The organism is Streptomyces pseudovenezuelae (assembly GCF_001513955.1).
In the GTDB taxonomy this organism is placed as follows: Bacteria; Actinomycetota; Actinomycetes; order Streptomycetales; family Streptomycetaceae; genus Streptomyces; species Streptomyces pseudovenezuelae.
The window spans coordinates 914,924-930,733 of the sequence record NZ_KQ948144.1 but is presented as its reverse complement, the minus strand read 5'-3'; the positions used below and the strand labels follow the sequence as shown (position 1 = coordinate 930,733).

The window sequence follows — 15,810 nt, the reverse complement described above, 5'->3', positions numbered from 1 at the left end:
CGGTCAGCCCTGTGCGGCGGCGGTGACCGTCGCGGGGTCCACGCCGGTCAGTTCGACGACGCGGTGCGGTGGCACGCCGGCGGCCAGGGCGCGTCCGATCAGGCCGTCCCGGCCGTCCGCGCAGTCACGGTAGGCGAGCAGCTCCTCCTCGACCCCGGCGAGGGACTCCGGTGCCAGGTGGTGGCGGACCCGGCTCAGCTCCTCGTCGCTCAGCGGCACGGGCAGCCGTTCGGCCCCCTCGGGCACGGCGGCGGTCTCCTCCGGCGGCAGCAGACGCAGGTGCGGGGAGGTCGCCGTGGTCCCCTGGGCACCCAGCCACGCGCGGACCGCCGGAGTCTCCATGCACGCGAGCTCGCCGACGGCAGCGGGGGGTACGCCGAGCCGCGCGGACGCGTCGTCGAGCAGGAACAGGTAGGCGTCGTCGGTCATCCTCGGCTCCTTCTCACCAGCTGCTGATCGACCTCCCCTTACCCCGCCTCGCCCGCCTGATGTTCGGCTCCGCGAAGTGACCCGGAACGGGTGAGAACACTGCCTCTGTCACCCCTCACCTTCTTCGGCCGTCCCCCCGTTCGCGTGAACCTCCTGAAGCCACTCGCCACCCAAAATCGAACAGGCGTAGCATTGTCGCGTGGCAAAGACCTATGACTTTCCGAGTGACCTCCTCGCCGGTCAGGAGGAGCTGCATCAGGTCCGGGCCGAGCTGTCGGCCCTGCTCAAGCGGCTTCCCTGGTCGGTCGCGCCGCTGGACGGCTTCAGCGACGACAACGGCTGGCGGAAGGTGGAGCGCCCCGCCTCCCCCGGCTGGACCCCCGACGAACAGGCCGAGGTGGAGAAGCTCCGGCAGCGCGAACACGAACTCGCGGTCTTCGTCACCACCCACCGCTTCTGGACGGACGTGGAGACCCCGGACCGCGTCGACGCCCGGTCCGGGCTGAAGCACGCGTCCCGCACACGGGAAGCGGGCTGAACGACGAAGGACCCCGGCCGAGTCGGCCGGGGTCCTTCGTGATGTGGGCGCGGACGGTTTCGAACCGCCGACATCCTGCTTGTAAGGCAGGCGCTCTACCCCTGAGCTACGCACCCGAGACGAGTCGACAGCCTACCTTGCCCGGAGCCCTGCCCTGCAAACCCTTGATCGAGGGCTCAGGGAAGTCAGGGTCGATACGGGGGAAAACCCCACCCCGGATCCGGGAGCGGCCCGGATCCCCCTCGAAAGCCCCGGTCCCTAGGGTCGAAGCAGGCTCGCGGACTGCCCGCGAACCGCCCGCCCAGGGCTAGATCAGGGGGAGATCGTCATGGTCCGTTCCGTTCCCGCACGTGCCGCCACCGCGGCCGGGGTCCTCGCGCTCGTCGTCGCGGGGGCCACCGCCTGCGGTGCCTCCGCCGGGGACGACAAGACCCCCGACCACAAGTCCTTCGCCCTCCAGGGCCGCACCCTGACCGTCGACTCCGACGACTCGGCGCTGGAGATCGTCGCCGCCGATTCGAACAAGTCGGGGACGGTCGAGGTCACCCGCTGGTTCCAGGGAACCGTCGCCGTCGGCAAGGACCCCGAGGTGACCTGGTCGATGAAGGGCGACCGGCTGGTGCTGCGGATGAAGTGCAGCGGCGTCGTGGCCGACTGCGCGGCCAAGCACCGCATCGAGGTACCCCGGGACATCAGCGTGAAGGTCGAGGACGGCGACGGCAGCGTGCGGGCCCGGGGCTTCACCCGGCCGCTGAGCATCAGCACCGGGGACGGGTCCGTGCGCGTCACCGACTCCAGCGGGCCGCTGGAGCTGCGCTCCGGCGACGGATCGCTGCGCGCCCAGGTCACCTCCCGCCGGGTCACCGCCCGCACCGGGGACGGCTCGCTCCACCTCGAACTGGGCGCCGTACCGGACCGGGTGGAGACCCGCAGCGGCGACGGCTCCGTGACCGTCGAACTGCCGAAGGGCACCTACCGCGTCGACACGAAGACCGGCGACGGAGGGGTCGACGTGTCCGTGCCCCGGTCCGAGTCCAGCGACCACGTGGTGTCCGCCCAGAGCGGAGACGGCAAAGTCACCGTGCGAACCACGAACTGACCGGCCCGTGTGTTCGTCCCTTACCGGTGGGAGAATGACACCGGGCCCCGCCAGGACGGACCACAGCACGGGAGAGGGATGTGACGGCGACACCACCGCAGTCGTACTCGTCGTCGTCGGTGCCGCGCGCACACCGCCAGGCGCTCAGGGACACCCTCACGCTCGTCGGGCTGCCCCTGCTCGCCGCCCTCGCGCTGCCGACCTCGTTCGCCGGCGGCGGCACCCGGCGCTGGTTCGGCGGGCGCGCGGAGAGCCAGCGGGCCGAGGCGCAGGCCGCGAAGGACGCCGCCGCGGCCGCCTTCTACGAACTGGACACCGCCCAGCGGGATCTGCGGATCTCGATAGAGACCATCACGGCCGTCGACGACTCCCCCGCCGCCCGGCGGGCGGTCGCCGACTTCCAGGCGATCAGCGGGCGCATCGACGAGGCCAGCAGCCACTACATCGAGGCCGTCGACGCCCATGACCTCGACCGCGACGACCTGGAGGCCTCGGTCGCCGCGCACGCGCGCACCGAGCTCACCCGGGCCAAGGACGACCTCGGCAACGTCAAGAAGGAGCTGGACCGCTTCGGCGACAGCCTCGGCCCGCTGCTCGGCAAGGCCGAGACCCAGCTGGCCCGGCTCGCCCCGGCGGTGGAGCGGGCCCGGCAGGGGCTGCTGGCCGCCTCCAACGCCCTGGACGCGGTACGGGAGTCGGGGCTGAAGGCGGACGCCCTCGCCGCCCGGCTCGCCGCCCTCGGACCCGAACTGACCAAGCTCAACCAGGGCGCCGGACAGCACGGCGTACCGCAGACCCTGAAGCGCGCCGAACGGGTCGCCCGGGAGGCCGAGTCGATCCGGGTCGAGGCCGAGCGGCTGCCCGAGCGGGCCGCCGAGATCGACCACCGGCTGGTCTCCCTGCGCACCCGCGCCGAGGCTCTCACCACCCGCACGGGCCAGGTCGAACCGGTCCTCAGCGAACTGCGCCGCCGCTTCACCGCAGCCTGCTGGCAGGACCTCCAGCACGTCCCCGACCAGGCCGCGGAGAACGTCCGGCAGGCCGAGCGAAAGCTCCGCGAGGCCCGCGTCGCGCGCGACGAACAGCGCTGGCCGGACGCGACCTCGCTGCTGTCCACGGTCCGCGCCCTGCTCAACACCACCGACGAGTCCGTGTCCGCCGCCGGGGACCGGCTGCACCGGCTGAACGCCGTGCAGAAGGACCCCCAGCAGGAGATCGACCGCACCCGTTTCGCCATCCGCGACGCGCAGCGCCTGGCCATGACCGGCCGCACCACCCCCGACCCCCGGCACGCGCGCCCCCTGGACGACTCGGTGGCCCGCCTTGACCGGGCGATCGCCGGCCTGGAGGGCCGCCACCCCGACTACTGGCACTTCCTCACCGAGACGGAAGCGGTACGGCAGACGGTGGCCCGGGTGGTCGCGCAGATCCGTGAGGAGCGCGGGGGCGCGCACTAGAACGGCTCGTCAACTACTCGCGGGCAGGCAGTTGAAGCTCGCACGAACTAGACAAATCGACCTTTTTTGCATAGATCGCCCCAATGCGGTGACATGGACTGAGACCTACATATCTCTCAAAAAGGAGATGCTGGTATGTCCTCCACCGAATTCCAGCTCGAGGACCTCACCGAGGTTCCCGGCACCGACGTCGAAGCGGCTCTCGACCCCGTCGAGGCCGACGGGTACTACCGCGACAGCCGCCAGTGCGCGGCGCTTGCTCTGACGTCCTCGACGAGCAACCTCCTGCTGTCGCCTCCGACGCCACGGCCGAAGAAGGGCTGACGGGAGAATCCGAATGGAGCAGTCAGGCACTTCGACCCGCCTCGCGGGCGCGGTGCAGGGCCTCACGTCGGAACTGGTCTCCGCTCTTCGGAGCGGAGACCGCTTCCGGCTCGCCGGCACGGTCGCCGAGGGGCACGGCCCCGAGACGGCCGCCGACCCGTCCCTCGCCGCCGTACGGGTGGTGGGAGCCGATGCCGTCCTGCCGAGCGTCCTGCTGCGCAGCCCGCCCCCCGACCCCGACGACCTCACCGTCCTCAGCAAGGCCGTGCACGCCTATCCGCCGCCCGCCGACGCGTCCCCCACCTCGATGTGGAGCCACTGGGCCATGAGGCGGGCACTCCTGCGGCTGGACGCCTCCCTCGACGGCGCGTCCGGCGCCGGCCCCGAACCCGGGGCGGCCTGGCTCGACGACGCGCCCTGGCAGCTGCTGACCCATCAACTCGCCGTGCTCGCCGCGCTCGCGCTGCCCGGCGAGGACTGCGCGGTGGCCCGGGCGGCGCGCCGCCGTCCGGTCGACGTCGCCCGGGGATTCGTCCGGGCGGTCCGCCGCCGCGACTGGCTCCAGGCGGCCGGAGCGGGACGCTGGCTGGTCCTCCTCGACGAGGTGCCGCGGACCCTGGGCCTGGACACCGGGCTGGAGTTCGTGGCGCAGATGGGCGGCGAGGACGCCCGGGTGGCGCTCCAGGTCGAGGCCGCTCAACTGCTGCGGACCGGAGTGCTGGTGTGACGGCGCACGAGATCCGGGACCTGGGCGAGGCCGCGCTGACCTGGGTGTGCGACCACCGCGACGGATTCGCGCTCGGGGACGACGCGCTCGCCGAGCACGGCAACGTGAACACCACCTGGAAGCCCCTCGGGGAGCTGGCCCAGGTGTGCGTCTGCGTACGCCGGCACACCGATCCGGCCACCCCGCTCCACGTGATGGCCTGCGACCTGCTGTCCTTCGCCTGGCACCAGACCGGGCGGGGCGCCCTGTTCCTGGAGTTGCAGCGCCTCGAACCCTTCGCGACGTATCCGCTGGAGGTGTACGCGGCCTTCGCCTCGGCGGGCCTGCGCCACGAGGGCTACGAGCGTGCCACCGCCACGATGGCCCGCACCCGCGGCTGGCAGATGACGGAGCAGGAGCCGAACCGGCGTATGAGCGTGCTCAACTCCGAGCGCCGCAGCGGCATCCCGGAACACGGGGACATGGCGCGGGCGCTGGACCGCACCTGGCTCGCCGGACTGCCGGAGCCCTGGACGTTCGAGCTGGCCGCCGGCTACACGCTGACCCATGTGATCTTCCATCTCACCGACTGGGGCCTGAACCCGCGGGCCGTGCCCCCGCCGGTCGCGGCCTACCTCCGGCACTGGCTGCCGCCCTGGCTCGACACCTGCCTGGAGGACGAGCAGTGGGACCTGAGCTGCGAACTGCTGGCTGTGGCGAGCAGCCTGCCCGGACCGCCGGAGCGCGCCCTGTTCCAGGAGGCGTGGGCGAGACTCGCGACGGCCCAGGACGACTCCGGCTTCGTCCCGGAGGTCGGCGGACGAGGCAGCCGTGCCACAGCGCCCGCCTTCGTCGACTGCTACCACTCGACGCTGATGACGGCCTTCGCCGCCGTGCTGACCGCCGACCGGCTGCGCGAGGCGGAACCGGTGAGCGACCGACAGGGAGTGCCGGGATGAACGACACGCGCCTCATCCACCAGGTCGGGGTCGGCGCCCTGGAGTGGCTGCACGCCCACCGCGACGGATTCCGGCTGGAGTTGGACGTCGACCCGGAGGTCGGCTTCCTCGAACGCTTCAAACCGGTCGGCGAACTGGCCCTCATCTGCAAGGTGTTGTTCCGCGAAGGCGTGGCCGGGTCCCGACAGTCCGCGCTGGCGCGGCAGTTGATCGACCATGCCTGGTGCCACACGCTGGACGGCGGCAGGATGCTGGTGCGCGGCCAGCGCACCGAGCCCCTCTCGCCCATCCCCTTCGAGGTGTACCTGCCGTTCCGGGAGCTGGGCTACAGCAGCCCCGAGGCCGAGCGGGCCTTCCGGCTCAACCAGCGGCTGGACAGCTTCGCGGCCCTGGAGATGTCGCCGGTCCGCCGCCTCGGTCTGTCCGCCTTCCAGCGCCGCTTCGGCCTGCCGCCCCGGCCGCCGGAAGCCGACCTCGTCGGCGCTACCTGGCTCGGCCGCGCACCCGAACCCTGGACGGTGGAGGGGCACATCGCCTACGACATCACGCACACCGTCTTCCATCTCACCGACTGGGGAGAGAACCCCGAAGGTCTGCCGGCCGGGGTGGCCGACTACCTCGCGACCTGGCTTCCGGTCTGGCTGGACGACTGGCTCGATCTGCAACGCTGGGACCTGCTCGGAGAGTTGCTCGTCGTCGACGCCTGTCTGCCGCACCCCACGTTCGACGAGCGGGCCTGGGAGGGTTTCGCCGCCGCCCAGCAGCCGGACGGCACGATGCCCGCCGTGCGCACGATGCCGCAGGGCGAACCCGACGAGGTCTTCGACATCGTCTACCACCCGACGCTGGTCGCCGCCTTCGCCTCCGTCCTGGCCACGTCCCGCGCCCTGACGCGGCTGGCGCACACCCCGTCATGACAGTCGGCGCGCACCCCTGGCCGGGCGGTCCGCCCGACCTCACCGACGTCCTCCCGCCCGACGTCCCGCAGCGGGGACCGGCCGCGGCCGACGAGGTCGTACGGCGACGACTCGACGCGGCCGTCGACGCCGTGGACGCGCCCGACGTCGTGTTCGCCCTCTCCCGGCACGGTCGCCGCACCGTGCGCACCGGAGGCACCGCACCGCCGCCGCCCGTGCCCCGCGAGCGGTTGCGCTACGAACTGGGCTCGGCCTCCAAGACGTTCACCGGGCTGCTGCTGGCCCAGCTCACCCACACGGGCCTGCTGTCCGGGGGCGAGCCCGCCGCCGCCCTGCTGGATCCCGCTCGGCGGCCGGACGAGCAGCCGGTCACCCTGGCCCACCTGATCACCCACACCTCCGGCCTGCCCGCCCTGCCCGCCGACTTCTTCGTCCGGGCGCTGCCGGCGTGGCGCACCAACCCCTACGCCCGCTATCCCGCCGAGCGCGTGGTCGACGCCTTCCTGCGCCACCGGCAGCACCGCCGGCCGGGCACCCGCTGGCACTACTCCAACTTCGGTGTCGCCGTCCTCGGTCACGCCCTGGCGGCGGCGACCGGCACGCCGTGGGAGGAGCTGCTGACCGGTCAGGTGCTGGGCCCGCTCGGGCTGAGCGAGGCCACCCTCGTCCCCGGCGGCCCGGACACCGACGCCACCGGGCACCGCAGGGACGGCACGACACCCCTACCCCCGCTGGCCGTCGGCGGCTTCCAGGCGGCCGGCGCCGTCCGGGCCGCCCCGCACGACCTGCTCACCTTCCTGGAGGCGCACCTGGATCCGTCGGACCGGCCCCTGACCGGCGCGCTGCGCGCGGTCCGCCGCCCGGTGCTCCGGCGCGGCCTAGGACACCGGCAGGTGCACACGGTGGCCTGGTTCCGGCACCCCGCGGAGGGCGGCCCGATGTACTTCCACGGCGGCGCGACCCTCGGCCAGCAGGCCTTCCTGGGTTTCCGGCCCGACACCGGCACGGCCCTGGCCGCCCTGTGCACCCGCCGCTTCCGGGTCGGCGACGCCTTCGTGCCGACCGCGTACGCCCTGCTGGCCGAGCTGTAGCGGGACGGCGCGGGGGCGGGATCCGCGGACCCCGCCCCCGTCACGTCGTCACGGTGTCCTCAGACGCGCTGCCACAGACCCGGAGCGAGGGCGGGCTGCCAACCGGCCTGCGCCTGATGGGGCTGCAGGCACTCGTAGGAGACTCCGTCGACGGTCACCCGTGCCCCGACCTCGTACACCCGGCCCGCGGCCCAGGCGCCCTCCTGGCCGTCCTCGGGGGTGGAGGTGCCGCTCTCGCTCGTGCTGGTCCGCAACGTGAGGCCGTAGGTGCTGAGCAGCGGGTTGATCGGCTGGTAGAAGGTCGTGCCGCCGCGCGTGCAGTCGCCTGAGCCCCCGGAGGTGACGCCCTGGGCCTGGACTCCCGAGATGTACGAACCGCCGGAGTCACCCGGCTCCGCGCACACCGTCGTACGGGTCACTCCGTCGACGGTGCCCTCGGCGTAGTTGACGCTGGTGTCATGCTGCTCGATCGTGCCGCAGTGCCAGCCGGTGGTGGAGCCTGACCGGCACACCGCGGCACCCGCCAGGGCCTGCACCGACCCGGCGGTCTGCACGTCCTGGCCGCCCTCGCCCTTGACGGCGGGCGTCGCGGTCCAGTCACTGTTGACGCCCACCCACGCCATGTCGTGCCCGGGGAAGACGGAGGCCTGGAAGGTGCCCTGGGCGACCTGGTTGTACCCGGCGGTCCTGGCCCCCGCCTTCCCGCAGTGGCCGGCCGTGGCGAAGCCCTGCTGGTCGCCCTTGGTGACGCCGAATCCCACGGAGCAGCGGGCCGTGTCGTCGATGTAGAAGGCGTCACCGCCCCGGATGTCGTAGAGGGCTCGCGGCTGGTCGGCCGACACCTTGACGTCCACGAGCGCGCTGTCGACGCCGGCGGCCTCGACGAGCGTGTCCGCGGCCGCGCGGCTCGTCGCCTGCAGCGTCACCCGGTTGGTCCGTACGTCGATGTACCGGACCGGCGTCTCCAGGCCCTTGCCCATGACGGCACGGTCCAGCTTGGTCTTGACGGCCTTCAGGTCCGCCAGCGGGGTGTCGACGACCACCGCCCGCGCGCCGCCGGCCTCGATGGCCGGGCTGTCCGCGACATCGGTGCTCGCGACCGTGAGGTCGGCGGAGGTGGCGCCGCTCACCCACGCTCCCGCGAAACGCTTGCCCAGCGCGTTCTGGAGCCGGCCGGCGCGCGTGCCCGCCTCGGCCTCGTTCACCAGGCGGGTCCTGGCCTGGGCCTCGGTCAGGCGCAGATCGCGCTCCATGGCCCGCAGGACCACGGGCGAGGGGCTGTTCGCGCCCAGCGTCTCGGCGGCGGACGGTGCCGGCGTCGGCGCGGGGGGCTCGACGGCCGCGGCCGCGGGCAGCCCCGTGAGCACGAGTGCGCCGAGTACCGTCAACGCGGCACAGCCGGCTGAAACGTGTCTGTGGGCCATCAGGCGTCTCCTCGGGTGGGGGTACGAAAGGTCTCGAATCCCTAGGTTTCGCCGAAAAAGGATCAGATGATGTCCGTTTCCCGCTCGTTCCGCGCAACGGACGACAAGAAGGGGCCGCCCGGCCGAGCACGGGATGCCGGGGAGCCTGACCGCCGGGTACCGGAGGGGTCCCCGGCGGCGACGCCGAGCGTGAACGGGTCACTGCCGATCCTGGCCGCGTCGAGTTCGCGGGAGCCGGCCGCACCCCGGGCCGGCAGGCTGGTCCCGAAGGCCAGAGCGGCGGCCGCCGCGGTGACCGTGAGGAACCGCCGTCGGCCCAAGTGCCGTGCGGCGGCGCGCAGTTCGGGGTGGTGTCGCGAAGCCGAGGGGGCTCCTCCCGCGGTTGATCGCCGGCAGAGAACCCCCGCATGCCAACCAGACAATGATCAGATTTCGGACATGCCTGTCGGAGCGCCGGTTAACCTGTGCTCATGCCTCGCTACGAATACCGCTGCCGGACCTGCGGCGACACCTTCGAACTCAGCCGCCCCATGGCCGAGTCCTCCGCCCCCGCCGACTGCCCGGCCGGCCACGACGACACGGTGAAGCTGCTGTCGACGGTGGCGGTGGGCGGTTCCGCGTCCGCCGCCGCCTCGGCCCCGGCACCCCGGGCGGGCGGCGGCGGAGGGTGCTGCGGCGGCGGTTGCTGCGGCTGACCGCCGTACCGAAGCGACTTCAGGCTGCCTTCAGGTCCGCTTCCCTAGCGTGGGCCCATGTCAGCCATCGACTGGGTCAACGGCCTCATGGACACCCTGGGCGCGCCCGGGGCCGGGGTCGCCATCGCCCTGGAGAACCTCTTCCCGCCCATCCCGAGCGAGGCGATCCTGCCGCTCGCGGGCTTCGCGGCGAGCACCGGCCGGATGAGCCTGGTCGCCGTGCTGCTGTGGACGACGGCGGGTTCGGTGATCGGCGCCCTCGCGCTCTACGGCGTCGGCGCGCTCCTCGGCCGGGACCGCACGGTGGCACTCGCGGCCCGGCTGCCCCTCGTCAAGGTGTCGGACATCGAGCGGACCGAGGCCTGGTTCCTGCGGCACGGCACGAAGGCGGTGTTCTTCGGCCGGATGATCCCGGTCTTCCGCAGCCTCGTCTCGGTCCCGGCCGGCGTCGAACGCATGCCGCTGCCCGTGTTCCTGGCCCTGACCACCCTCGGCAGCGCCCTGTGGAACACGGCGTTCGTCCTCGCGGGCCACGCCCTGGGCGCCAACTGGGCCCAGGTCACCGACGTCGTGTCCGCGTACTCGAAGGTGGTCCTCGGGGCCGCCGCGCTCGCGGTCGTGGCGTTCGTCGCCGTGCGACTGCTGCGGCGGCCCTCGTCTACTGAGGCGTCCGAGCCGTCCTGAGCAGCTCCCGCAGGATCCGCTCCCCCGCCAGCACTCCCCGCTCCGGCAGCGCGCTGATCGCCGGAGCGGTCCAGTTCTCGTCCGCCAGCTCTCCGTGCCCCGGCCGCCAGCCCCGGTCGGCCGCGAGCAGCAGGTCGGCGTCGAGCAGGGAGTCGCCCGCGGCCAGCGTCAGGGCGGCCCCGGTACGGCGGGCCACCTCGCGCACGGCCGCGCTCTTGGTGAGCGGCTTGGGGACGGCGTAGATCTTGCGGCCCTGGAGGGAGACCGTCCAGCCGCGGCTCTCGGCCCACACCGCGAGCTCCTTCACCCACTCCTCGGGCAGCAGTTCGCGCTCGACGACGAGGTAGGCGAAAAGGTCCTCGGCGACGCGGTGCTTGCGCACCCACAGCGGGTCGGCCGTCTCCTGGAGATGCGCGGTGATCTCGTCCAGCGGGGCGCACTCGTCGGCGAGGCGGGCCAGGACCCGCGCGTGCCAGTCGAGGTCGGTGACGCCGTCGACCAGCAGATGGCCGCCGTTCGCGCAGATCGCGTAACCGGGGGGCGGGCCGGGCAGGTTGATGCGCTGGTACTGCTTGCGGGTGCGGGTGGTCGTCGGCACGAAGACCGCCTCGTCCCCGAGTTCGCAGAGCAGTCCGGCCGCGGTCTCCGTCATGTACGACAGCGGCCTGCTCTCGTGCACCTCGACACAGAGCAGCCGGGGCGCCCGCGCGTCCGGCATGGTCAGCGCGAGGGCGGCGGCGGAGTAGATGAGCGTACGGTCGAGGTCGCTCGCGACCAGCACCGGAGCCTGGACCGGCATCAGACCGACACCGCCCGGCCGTCGGCGCCCGTCGCGCCCCGCGTGTACTTGGGGTGGATCAACCCCACGCAGGTGTACGGGAGTTCGGCGACCTCTTCGACCGGAACACCTCGCTGCCCGGCCAACAGGCGTACGTGGTCCAGGTCCGCGCCCGCGCCGGCCCTGGCGAGGATCTTCCAGGGCACCCGGCGCAGCAGCACCCGGGTGGTCTCACCGACGCCGGGCTTGACGAGGTTGACGTCGTGGATGCCGTACTCCTCACTGATGCGTTCGACGGCGGCCCAGCCCTCCCAGGTGGGCTCGCGGTCGCCGGCCAGCAGTTCCTTCACGGTGGCGTCGACGGCGTCGACGACCTCGGGGAAACGGGCGGCGACGGCGTCCAGGAAGTCCACCGACACGTCCGCGCCCGCGAGTTCGCGGTAGAACTTCGCGCCGTGGAAGTCGTCCGGGCCGACCAGGTCGGCGCGCAGAACCGTGCGCGAGATCAGGCCGGACACCGTGGAGTTGAGACAGGCGGAGGGGATGAGGAAGTCCTCACGGGTGCCGTACGTCCGCACGCACGAGCCCGGGTCGGCGAGCACGGCGATCTCCGGGTCGAAGCCGGCGGCGCCGCCCTCGGCCTCGAACGTCCTGACCGCTTCGGTCAGTTCGCGGGTGATCGCGCCCTTGCCGGTCCAGCCGTCGACGAAGACGACGTCGGCGGGGTCGTGGTGGTCGGCCAGCCAGCGCAGGGCGTTGGCGTCGATGCCGCGGCCGCGGACGATCGAGACGGCGTAGTGCGGCAGGTCTAGACCGTGGCGGAACCCGGCCCAGCGGCGCATCAGGACGCCCACAGGGGTACCGGCGCGGGCGAGCGAGACGAGGACGGGACGGGGCGAGCGCTCCTGGAGCACGATCTCCGTGACCGCGCCGACGGCCTGGGCGAGCCGCGCCGAGGACTCCTCAAGAGCGGTCCGGAACAGCTCCTGGTACTGGTCGCTCGGCTGGTACTCCATCGGCAGCGACTCCGCGTAGTGCGCGCCGCCGCTCTGGATGGCCTCCTCGCGCTCCTCGGTCGGCGCCTCCAGCGTGACGTCCGAGAGGTCCTGGAGCAGCCAGCCGACGTCCTCCGGTGCGTAGGAGGAGAAGGCGGGGCCGCGGAGGGGCTCTGGGAGCATGGAGGGCCTTTCGGGGGTGTAACTGGGGACGACGACGAGGACGACCTGCCGGGTGTGCGCGGCGAGCCGGGCCAGGAGGCCGTCGGGGGCGGTCAGTTCGGGGGTGTCGGCGGCGGAGTCGATCACGGCGACGACCGCGTCGAAACCGGCGCCGGCGACGTTGTACGCGTAGCGGTCGCCGGGCCCGTCCACCGGGTTGTCGTGGGCCGGGAAGCTCAGGCGGGTGCGGATCGCGTAGCCCGGGTCGTCCACGGCGAGCACCGGGGAGCGGGTCGTGGTGGAGAAGGTCACCTCGACGCCTTCGGCGACCTGCTCCAGCTCGCGGGCGAGACGCAGGGGGGCGTACATCAGCTCTTCGAACCCGAGGACGTGTACGCGGTGCGCGTCTGTCGGGAGGGCTTCCGCCAGGCGGGCGGCCATCGCGGGGAGCGCGGATTCGAGGCGTATTCGGTGTTGCGGAGTGAATCCGTGGCGGCCTCCGTCGGGGAGGTCCCGGGGCCACGAGAGGTCGACGCGGCTGGTTGCCGGGCGCGGGTCCGTGGGGGCCGGTCGCGCCCGCGCGGCGGTAGCCGCAGATTCAACACAGCCCCGCGCCCCTGACGGGGCTTCCTCGAACCTCGCCACAAGGTCCTGCCCCTTCTCCAACACCCCCTCGGGCAGTTTCACGGTGCCGGAGGCCGCCGCCACCAGGTCCACCCTCGCGCCGATCTCCGCGGCGAACCCGGACAGCCGCCCCGCGTCCTCCGGCGACCTCATGTCCACCAGCGCGACCACGACGTACCGGTCCCGTGGATACCGCTCGTGCAGGTCCCTGATCGTGTTCAGGACCGTGTTGCCCGTGGAGAACTCGTCGTCGACCAGGACGAGGGGGCCGTCGCCGGCCAGCAGCGCGGGGTCCTCCGGGAGGAGCAGATGGCTCGTGGCGTGGGAGTGGGACTCCTCGAAGCCGCCCGCGGGGGCCACGCCGGGGACCGGGCGGCGGGTGGAGTGGAGGTAGGGGGCGAGGGCGACGCCGTCGGCGACGGAGTGGCCCAGGCCCGTCGCCGTCTCCGCGTAGCCGAGGACGACCGCGCGGGCCGCCTCCTCGTCGCCCAGCAGCTCGCGCACCCGGCGGCCCAGGGCGAGGCCGTGGCCGTGGACGACCGAGGGCGACTGCGGGACGTGCTTGCCCAGCACGTTGGAGACCAGCAGATGGGCCCGCTTGGGGTTGCGGCGCAGCGCCAGTCCCAGCAGGTCGGTCAGCCGGTCGTCGCCGACGAGTTCGACGCCGAGCCGGTCGGCGACCCACGTCCCCGACCAGACCTCGCCCGGTGCCGGGTCGTTCACTGCCTTGTTCATGCGTCCCTTGGTGTTCACGGATGGTCAGCCGGAGATCCCGGCGGCGAGCAGCTCCACGAAGCCGATGTCCTCGTTGGCCACCCCGAAGACCTCGGCGCGCAGCATGGTCCGCTCGGCCCAGGCGCGATGCGGCTTCACTTCGTTCATCTTGTTCGTGTACTGCGACCTGAGCACCCCGCCGCCGCCGCGCTCGGGGCGCAGGATGTCCTGGGCGTCGCTGAACTCCTCGTGGCTGACCACGGACAGCGCGTGCACGGGCAGCACATGGGAGGGGTGGATGCAGGTCTTGCCGAGCAGGCCGTTGGCCTGGTCGAGGGTGATCTCGCGCAGCAGGCCGTCCATGGCGTGCTCGATGAGCGCCTCGCGTAGTTCCTCGGCCTGGCCCTCCAGGAAGGGGCTGCGGCGCAGCTGCGGCTTGAACATGCGCTCCTGGACCCGGAAGTACTCCCAGACCGGCCCGGTCACGGTGAACCCGGTGCCGTCGGCGCGGCCCAGCATGTTCACCACGTCGGCGATCACGGAGGCGACGATCTGGACGTCCCAGGCGGTCATGTCGGGGGCGCGGCGCAGGCCGTAGGAGGAGCAGAAGTCGGTGACGCCGAGGCGCAGCGCCAGGACCCGGTCGCGGTACTTGTCGACCGCGCGGGCGATGCCCTCCAGGGTCTCTACGCGCGTCTCCCGGTAGAGCAGCTCCGGCGACTCCAGCACCGGCATGGCGAACAGCCGGTGCCCGCCGGCGGCCTCGGCGGCGGAGAGGGCCTCCAGGAAGGGGATGCCGCGCTCCTCGGTGAACTTCGGGAGGACGAATCCGGACAGCAGCCGGACCGCGGGACCGAGCCGGCGCACGAGATCGGGGATCTGCTCGGGGGAACGGACCCGGATGAAGAGCAGCGGGAGATCCACCCCCCGCTGCGCCAGGTCCGTGAACTGCCGGACGAGGTTCTCCTCACCCTCGGCGACGTCCTCGTCACCGATCGAGTCTTCCAGGCACAGCACCATCGAGACCACGCCGCGTCCGGTCTGCTTGACGATGTCGTCGGCGAGCCGCGGCCGCGTGGCCGGACTGTAGAGCGTGGCGCCCAGGGCCGCGGAGAGCAGCCGGGCCGGGGAGTCCGCGGTGAACTCGCAGGGCTCCTGGTGGAAGAGGCGCTGACGCACCTCAGGGGCGATGTGCCCGAAATGACGCATATGACTCCCCCGTGGTAGCTGTGCCCTCTGTGAAGGGTTCACAGGTGGCCGGTAATAGTACGTAGGTACCCATGTCTGAGGTTCCCACCGGGCATGAATTTCAGGTAACGCGGACAAGCACGGCCGTCTCGGCACCGGTACGAATCGAATCGGTGTCGCGTACCCCCACGTTGTCGTGATCAGGACCGAGAGGGCAGGATGACCGCATGACGCACGCCATGCTGAAGGGGTCGAACGTCCCGCTGGAAGCCACCACGGTACGCGCCGTGCTGCGCTGGGCGCCCGGGCAGGGGGTCCCGGTCGTCGACGCCTCGGCGCTGCTCCTCGGCCCCGACGGTCGCGTGCGATCCGACGAGGACTTCGTCTTCTACAACCAGCCCCGGCATCCCTCCGGGAAGGTCTGGCTGCTCGGCAAGAAACGCGTCGCCGAGGGCCCCACCGACACGATCCAGACAGAGCTCTCCGGTGTCGAGCCCGACGTCAGCCAGATTCTCCTGGTCGCCTCCACGGACGACACCTCCGCGGAGGACGCCACCTTCGGCAGGGTCCGGGGCCTGTGCATCCTGCTGTACGACGCCTCGGTCCCCGACGGTGAGCCGCTGGTCTCCTTCGACATCAAGCCGGAGACGGGCCAGGAGACGGCCCTGATCTGCGGCGAGCTGTACCGCCGCGGCGAGGGCTGGAAGTTCCGCGCCCTGGGCGAGGGCTACGTGGAGGGTCTGCAGGGCCTGGCCACGGACTACGGCATCGTGGTGGACGAGACCGACTCCGCGGAGACCCCGTCCCAGCCCGAGCCCACGTCGTTCCCGCTCCCCCCGGAGCAGCCGGCCCAGTCGGCCGCCTCCGTCCCCACCCAGGCGGCCTACGGCTACCCCCAGTCACCGACCCCGGCCACGGCCCCCGTGGCGGCGTCCGGCTACGGCTACCCGCACCCGGTGCCCACGGTCCCGGCGGGCGCGGAGTTCCGGATGCCGCCCCAGGGGCCGCAGTTCATCGGACGGTAGC

At 72.5% G+C, this 15,810-nt stretch carries 16 protein-coding genes, 1 tRNA gene and 1 pseudogene; 11 read left to right on the top strand and 7 right to left on the bottom strand.

Annotated features, from left to right (window positions below; all coding sequences use genetic code 11):
- Positions 1 to 3: 3 nt before the first annotated feature.
- On the bottom strand, positions 4 to 429 hold the full coding sequence (locus tag AQI94_RS04030) for a DUF6003 family protein (RefSeq protein ID WP_031058923.1): 426 nt from the start codon (positions 427 to 429) through the stop codon (positions 4 to 6).
- 199 nt (positions 430 to 628) lie between these two features.
- Here AQI94_RS04030 and AQI94_RS04025 point away from each other — a divergent pair, with 199 nt between their 5' ends.
- The gene (locus AQI94_RS04025) at positions 629 to 967 is read left to right on the top strand and encodes a hypothetical protein (protein ID WP_031058925.1); all 339 of its coding nucleotides are present in this window, start codon (positions 629 to 631) and stop codon (positions 965 to 967) included.
- A gap of 44 nt (positions 968 to 1,011) precedes the next feature.
- On the opposite strand, the gene AQI94_RS04020 is transcribed toward AQI94_RS04025, so the two are convergent.
- Positions 1,012 to 1,083, bottom strand: a tRNA-Val gene (locus AQI94_RS04020).
- A gap of 212 nt (positions 1,084 to 1,295) precedes the next feature.
- Here AQI94_RS04020 and AQI94_RS04015 point away from each other — a divergent pair.
- The 7 genes from AQI94_RS04015 to AQI94_RS03985 all read left to right on the top strand — a co-directional run bounded on the left by AQI94_RS04015 (position 1,296) and on the right by AQI94_RS03985 (position 7,520).
- The gene (locus AQI94_RS04015) at positions 1,296 to 2,066 is read left to right on the top strand and encodes a DUF4097 family beta strand repeat-containing protein (RefSeq protein WP_031058927.1); all 771 of its coding nucleotides are present in this window, start codon (positions 1,296 to 1,298) and stop codon (positions 2,064 to 2,066) included.
- An 80-nt stretch (positions 2,067 to 2,146) separates the two neighbouring features.
- A complete protein-coding gene (locus AQI94_RS04010; protein ID WP_031058929.1) occupies positions 2,147 to 3,523 on the top strand; it encodes a hypothetical protein in 1,377 nt (458 codons plus the stop codon).
- A gap of 135 nt (positions 3,524 to 3,658) precedes the next feature.
- On the top strand, positions 3,659 to 3,847 hold the full coding sequence (locus tag AQI94_RS04005) for a hypothetical protein (protein WP_031058933.1): 189 nt from the start codon (positions 3,659 to 3,661) through the stop codon (positions 3,845 to 3,847).
- Positions 3,848 to 3,860: 13 nt separating this feature from the next.
- Positions 3,861 to 4,574 (top strand): hypothetical protein, encoded by a 714-nt coding sequence (locus tag AQI94_RS04000; RefSeq protein ID WP_031058936.1) that lies wholly within the window; start codon positions 3,861 to 3,863, stop codon positions 4,572 to 4,574.
- Complete coding sequence (locus AQI94_RS03995) at positions 4,571 to 5,512, top strand: DUF6895 family protein (protein WP_037945287.1); 942 nt, start codon at positions 4,571 to 4,573, stop codon at positions 5,510 to 5,512. The genes AQI94_RS04000 and AQI94_RS03995 overlap by 4 nt, the downstream gene beginning before the upstream one ends.
- Positions 5,509 to 6,429, top strand: a complete 921-nt coding sequence (locus AQI94_RS03990; RefSeq protein ID WP_031058942.1) for a DUF6895 family protein — start codon at positions 5,509 to 5,511, stop codon at positions 6,427 to 6,429. The genes AQI94_RS03995 and AQI94_RS03990 overlap by 4 nt, the downstream gene beginning before the upstream one ends.
- On the top strand, positions 6,426 to 7,520 hold the full coding sequence (locus AQI94_RS03985) for a serine hydrolase domain-containing protein (RefSeq protein WP_031058943.1): 1,095 nt from the start codon (positions 6,426 to 6,428) through the stop codon (positions 7,518 to 7,520). The genes AQI94_RS03990 and AQI94_RS03985 overlap by 4 nt, the downstream gene beginning before the upstream one ends.
- 59 nt (positions 7,521 to 7,579) lie before the next feature.
- Here AQI94_RS03985 and AQI94_RS03980 read toward each other — a convergent pair whose 3' ends face one another.
- On the bottom strand, positions 7,580 to 8,944 hold the full coding sequence (locus AQI94_RS03980; RefSeq protein WP_031058946.1) for a carbohydrate-binding protein: 1,365 nt from the start codon (positions 8,942 to 8,944) through the stop codon (positions 7,580 to 7,582).
- A 164-nt stretch (positions 8,945 to 9,108) separates the two neighbouring features.
- Positions 9,109 to 9,285: pseudogene (locus tag AQI94_RS45465) on the bottom strand (alkaline phosphatase D family protein); the annotation flags it as partial.
- 129 nt (positions 9,286 to 9,414) lie between these two features.
- Here AQI94_RS45465 and AQI94_RS03970 point away from each other — a divergent pair.
- Together AQI94_RS03970 and AQI94_RS03965 are read left to right on the top strand one after the other, a co-directional pair.
- A complete protein-coding gene (locus AQI94_RS03970) occupies positions 9,415 to 9,639 on the top strand; it encodes an FmdB family zinc ribbon protein (RefSeq protein WP_031058952.1) in 225 nt (74 codons plus the stop codon).
- 57 nt (positions 9,640 to 9,696) lie between these two features.
- Positions 9,697 to 10,323 carry a DedA family protein gene (locus tag AQI94_RS03965; RefSeq protein WP_031058955.1) on the top strand — a complete coding sequence of 209 codons (627 nt, stop codon included), beginning with the start codon at positions 9,697 to 9,699 and terminating at the stop codon, positions 10,321 to 10,323.
- Here AQI94_RS03965 and AQI94_RS03960 read toward each other — a convergent pair.
- Genes AQI94_RS03960 through AQI94_RS03950 form a run of 3 tightly spaced genes read right to left on the bottom strand, consistent with a single transcriptional unit; the run spans position 10,298 to position 14,805 of the window.
- Positions 10,298 to 11,122 (bottom strand): HAD family hydrolase, encoded by an 825-nt coding sequence (locus tag AQI94_RS03960; protein WP_031058957.1) that lies wholly within the window; start codon positions 11,120 to 11,122, stop codon positions 10,298 to 10,300. The genes AQI94_RS03965 and AQI94_RS03960 overlap by 26 nt on opposite strands.
- On the bottom strand, positions 11,122 to 13,617 hold the full coding sequence (locus tag AQI94_RS03955) for a phosphoribosyltransferase (RefSeq protein WP_031058961.1): 2,496 nt from the start codon (positions 13,615 to 13,617) through the stop codon (positions 11,122 to 11,124). Before AQI94_RS03955 ends, AQI94_RS03960 begins: the two co-directional genes overlap by 1 nt.
- 24 nt (positions 13,618 to 13,641) lie before the next feature.
- The gene (locus AQI94_RS03950) at positions 13,642 to 14,805 is read right to left on the bottom strand and encodes an HpcH/HpaI aldolase/citrate lyase family protein (protein WP_031058964.1); all 1,164 of its coding nucleotides are present in this window, start codon (positions 14,803 to 14,805) and stop codon (positions 13,642 to 13,644) included.
- Positions 14,806 to 15,011: 206 nt separating this feature from the next.
- Between AQI94_RS03950 and AQI94_RS03945 the strand changes: the two genes are divergently transcribed.
- Positions 15,012 to 15,809, top strand: coding sequence for a TerD family protein (locus AQI94_RS03945; protein WP_031058967.1), 798 nt, complete (start codon positions 15,012 to 15,014; stop codon positions 15,807 to 15,809).
- Position 15,810 lies beyond the last annotated feature (1 nt).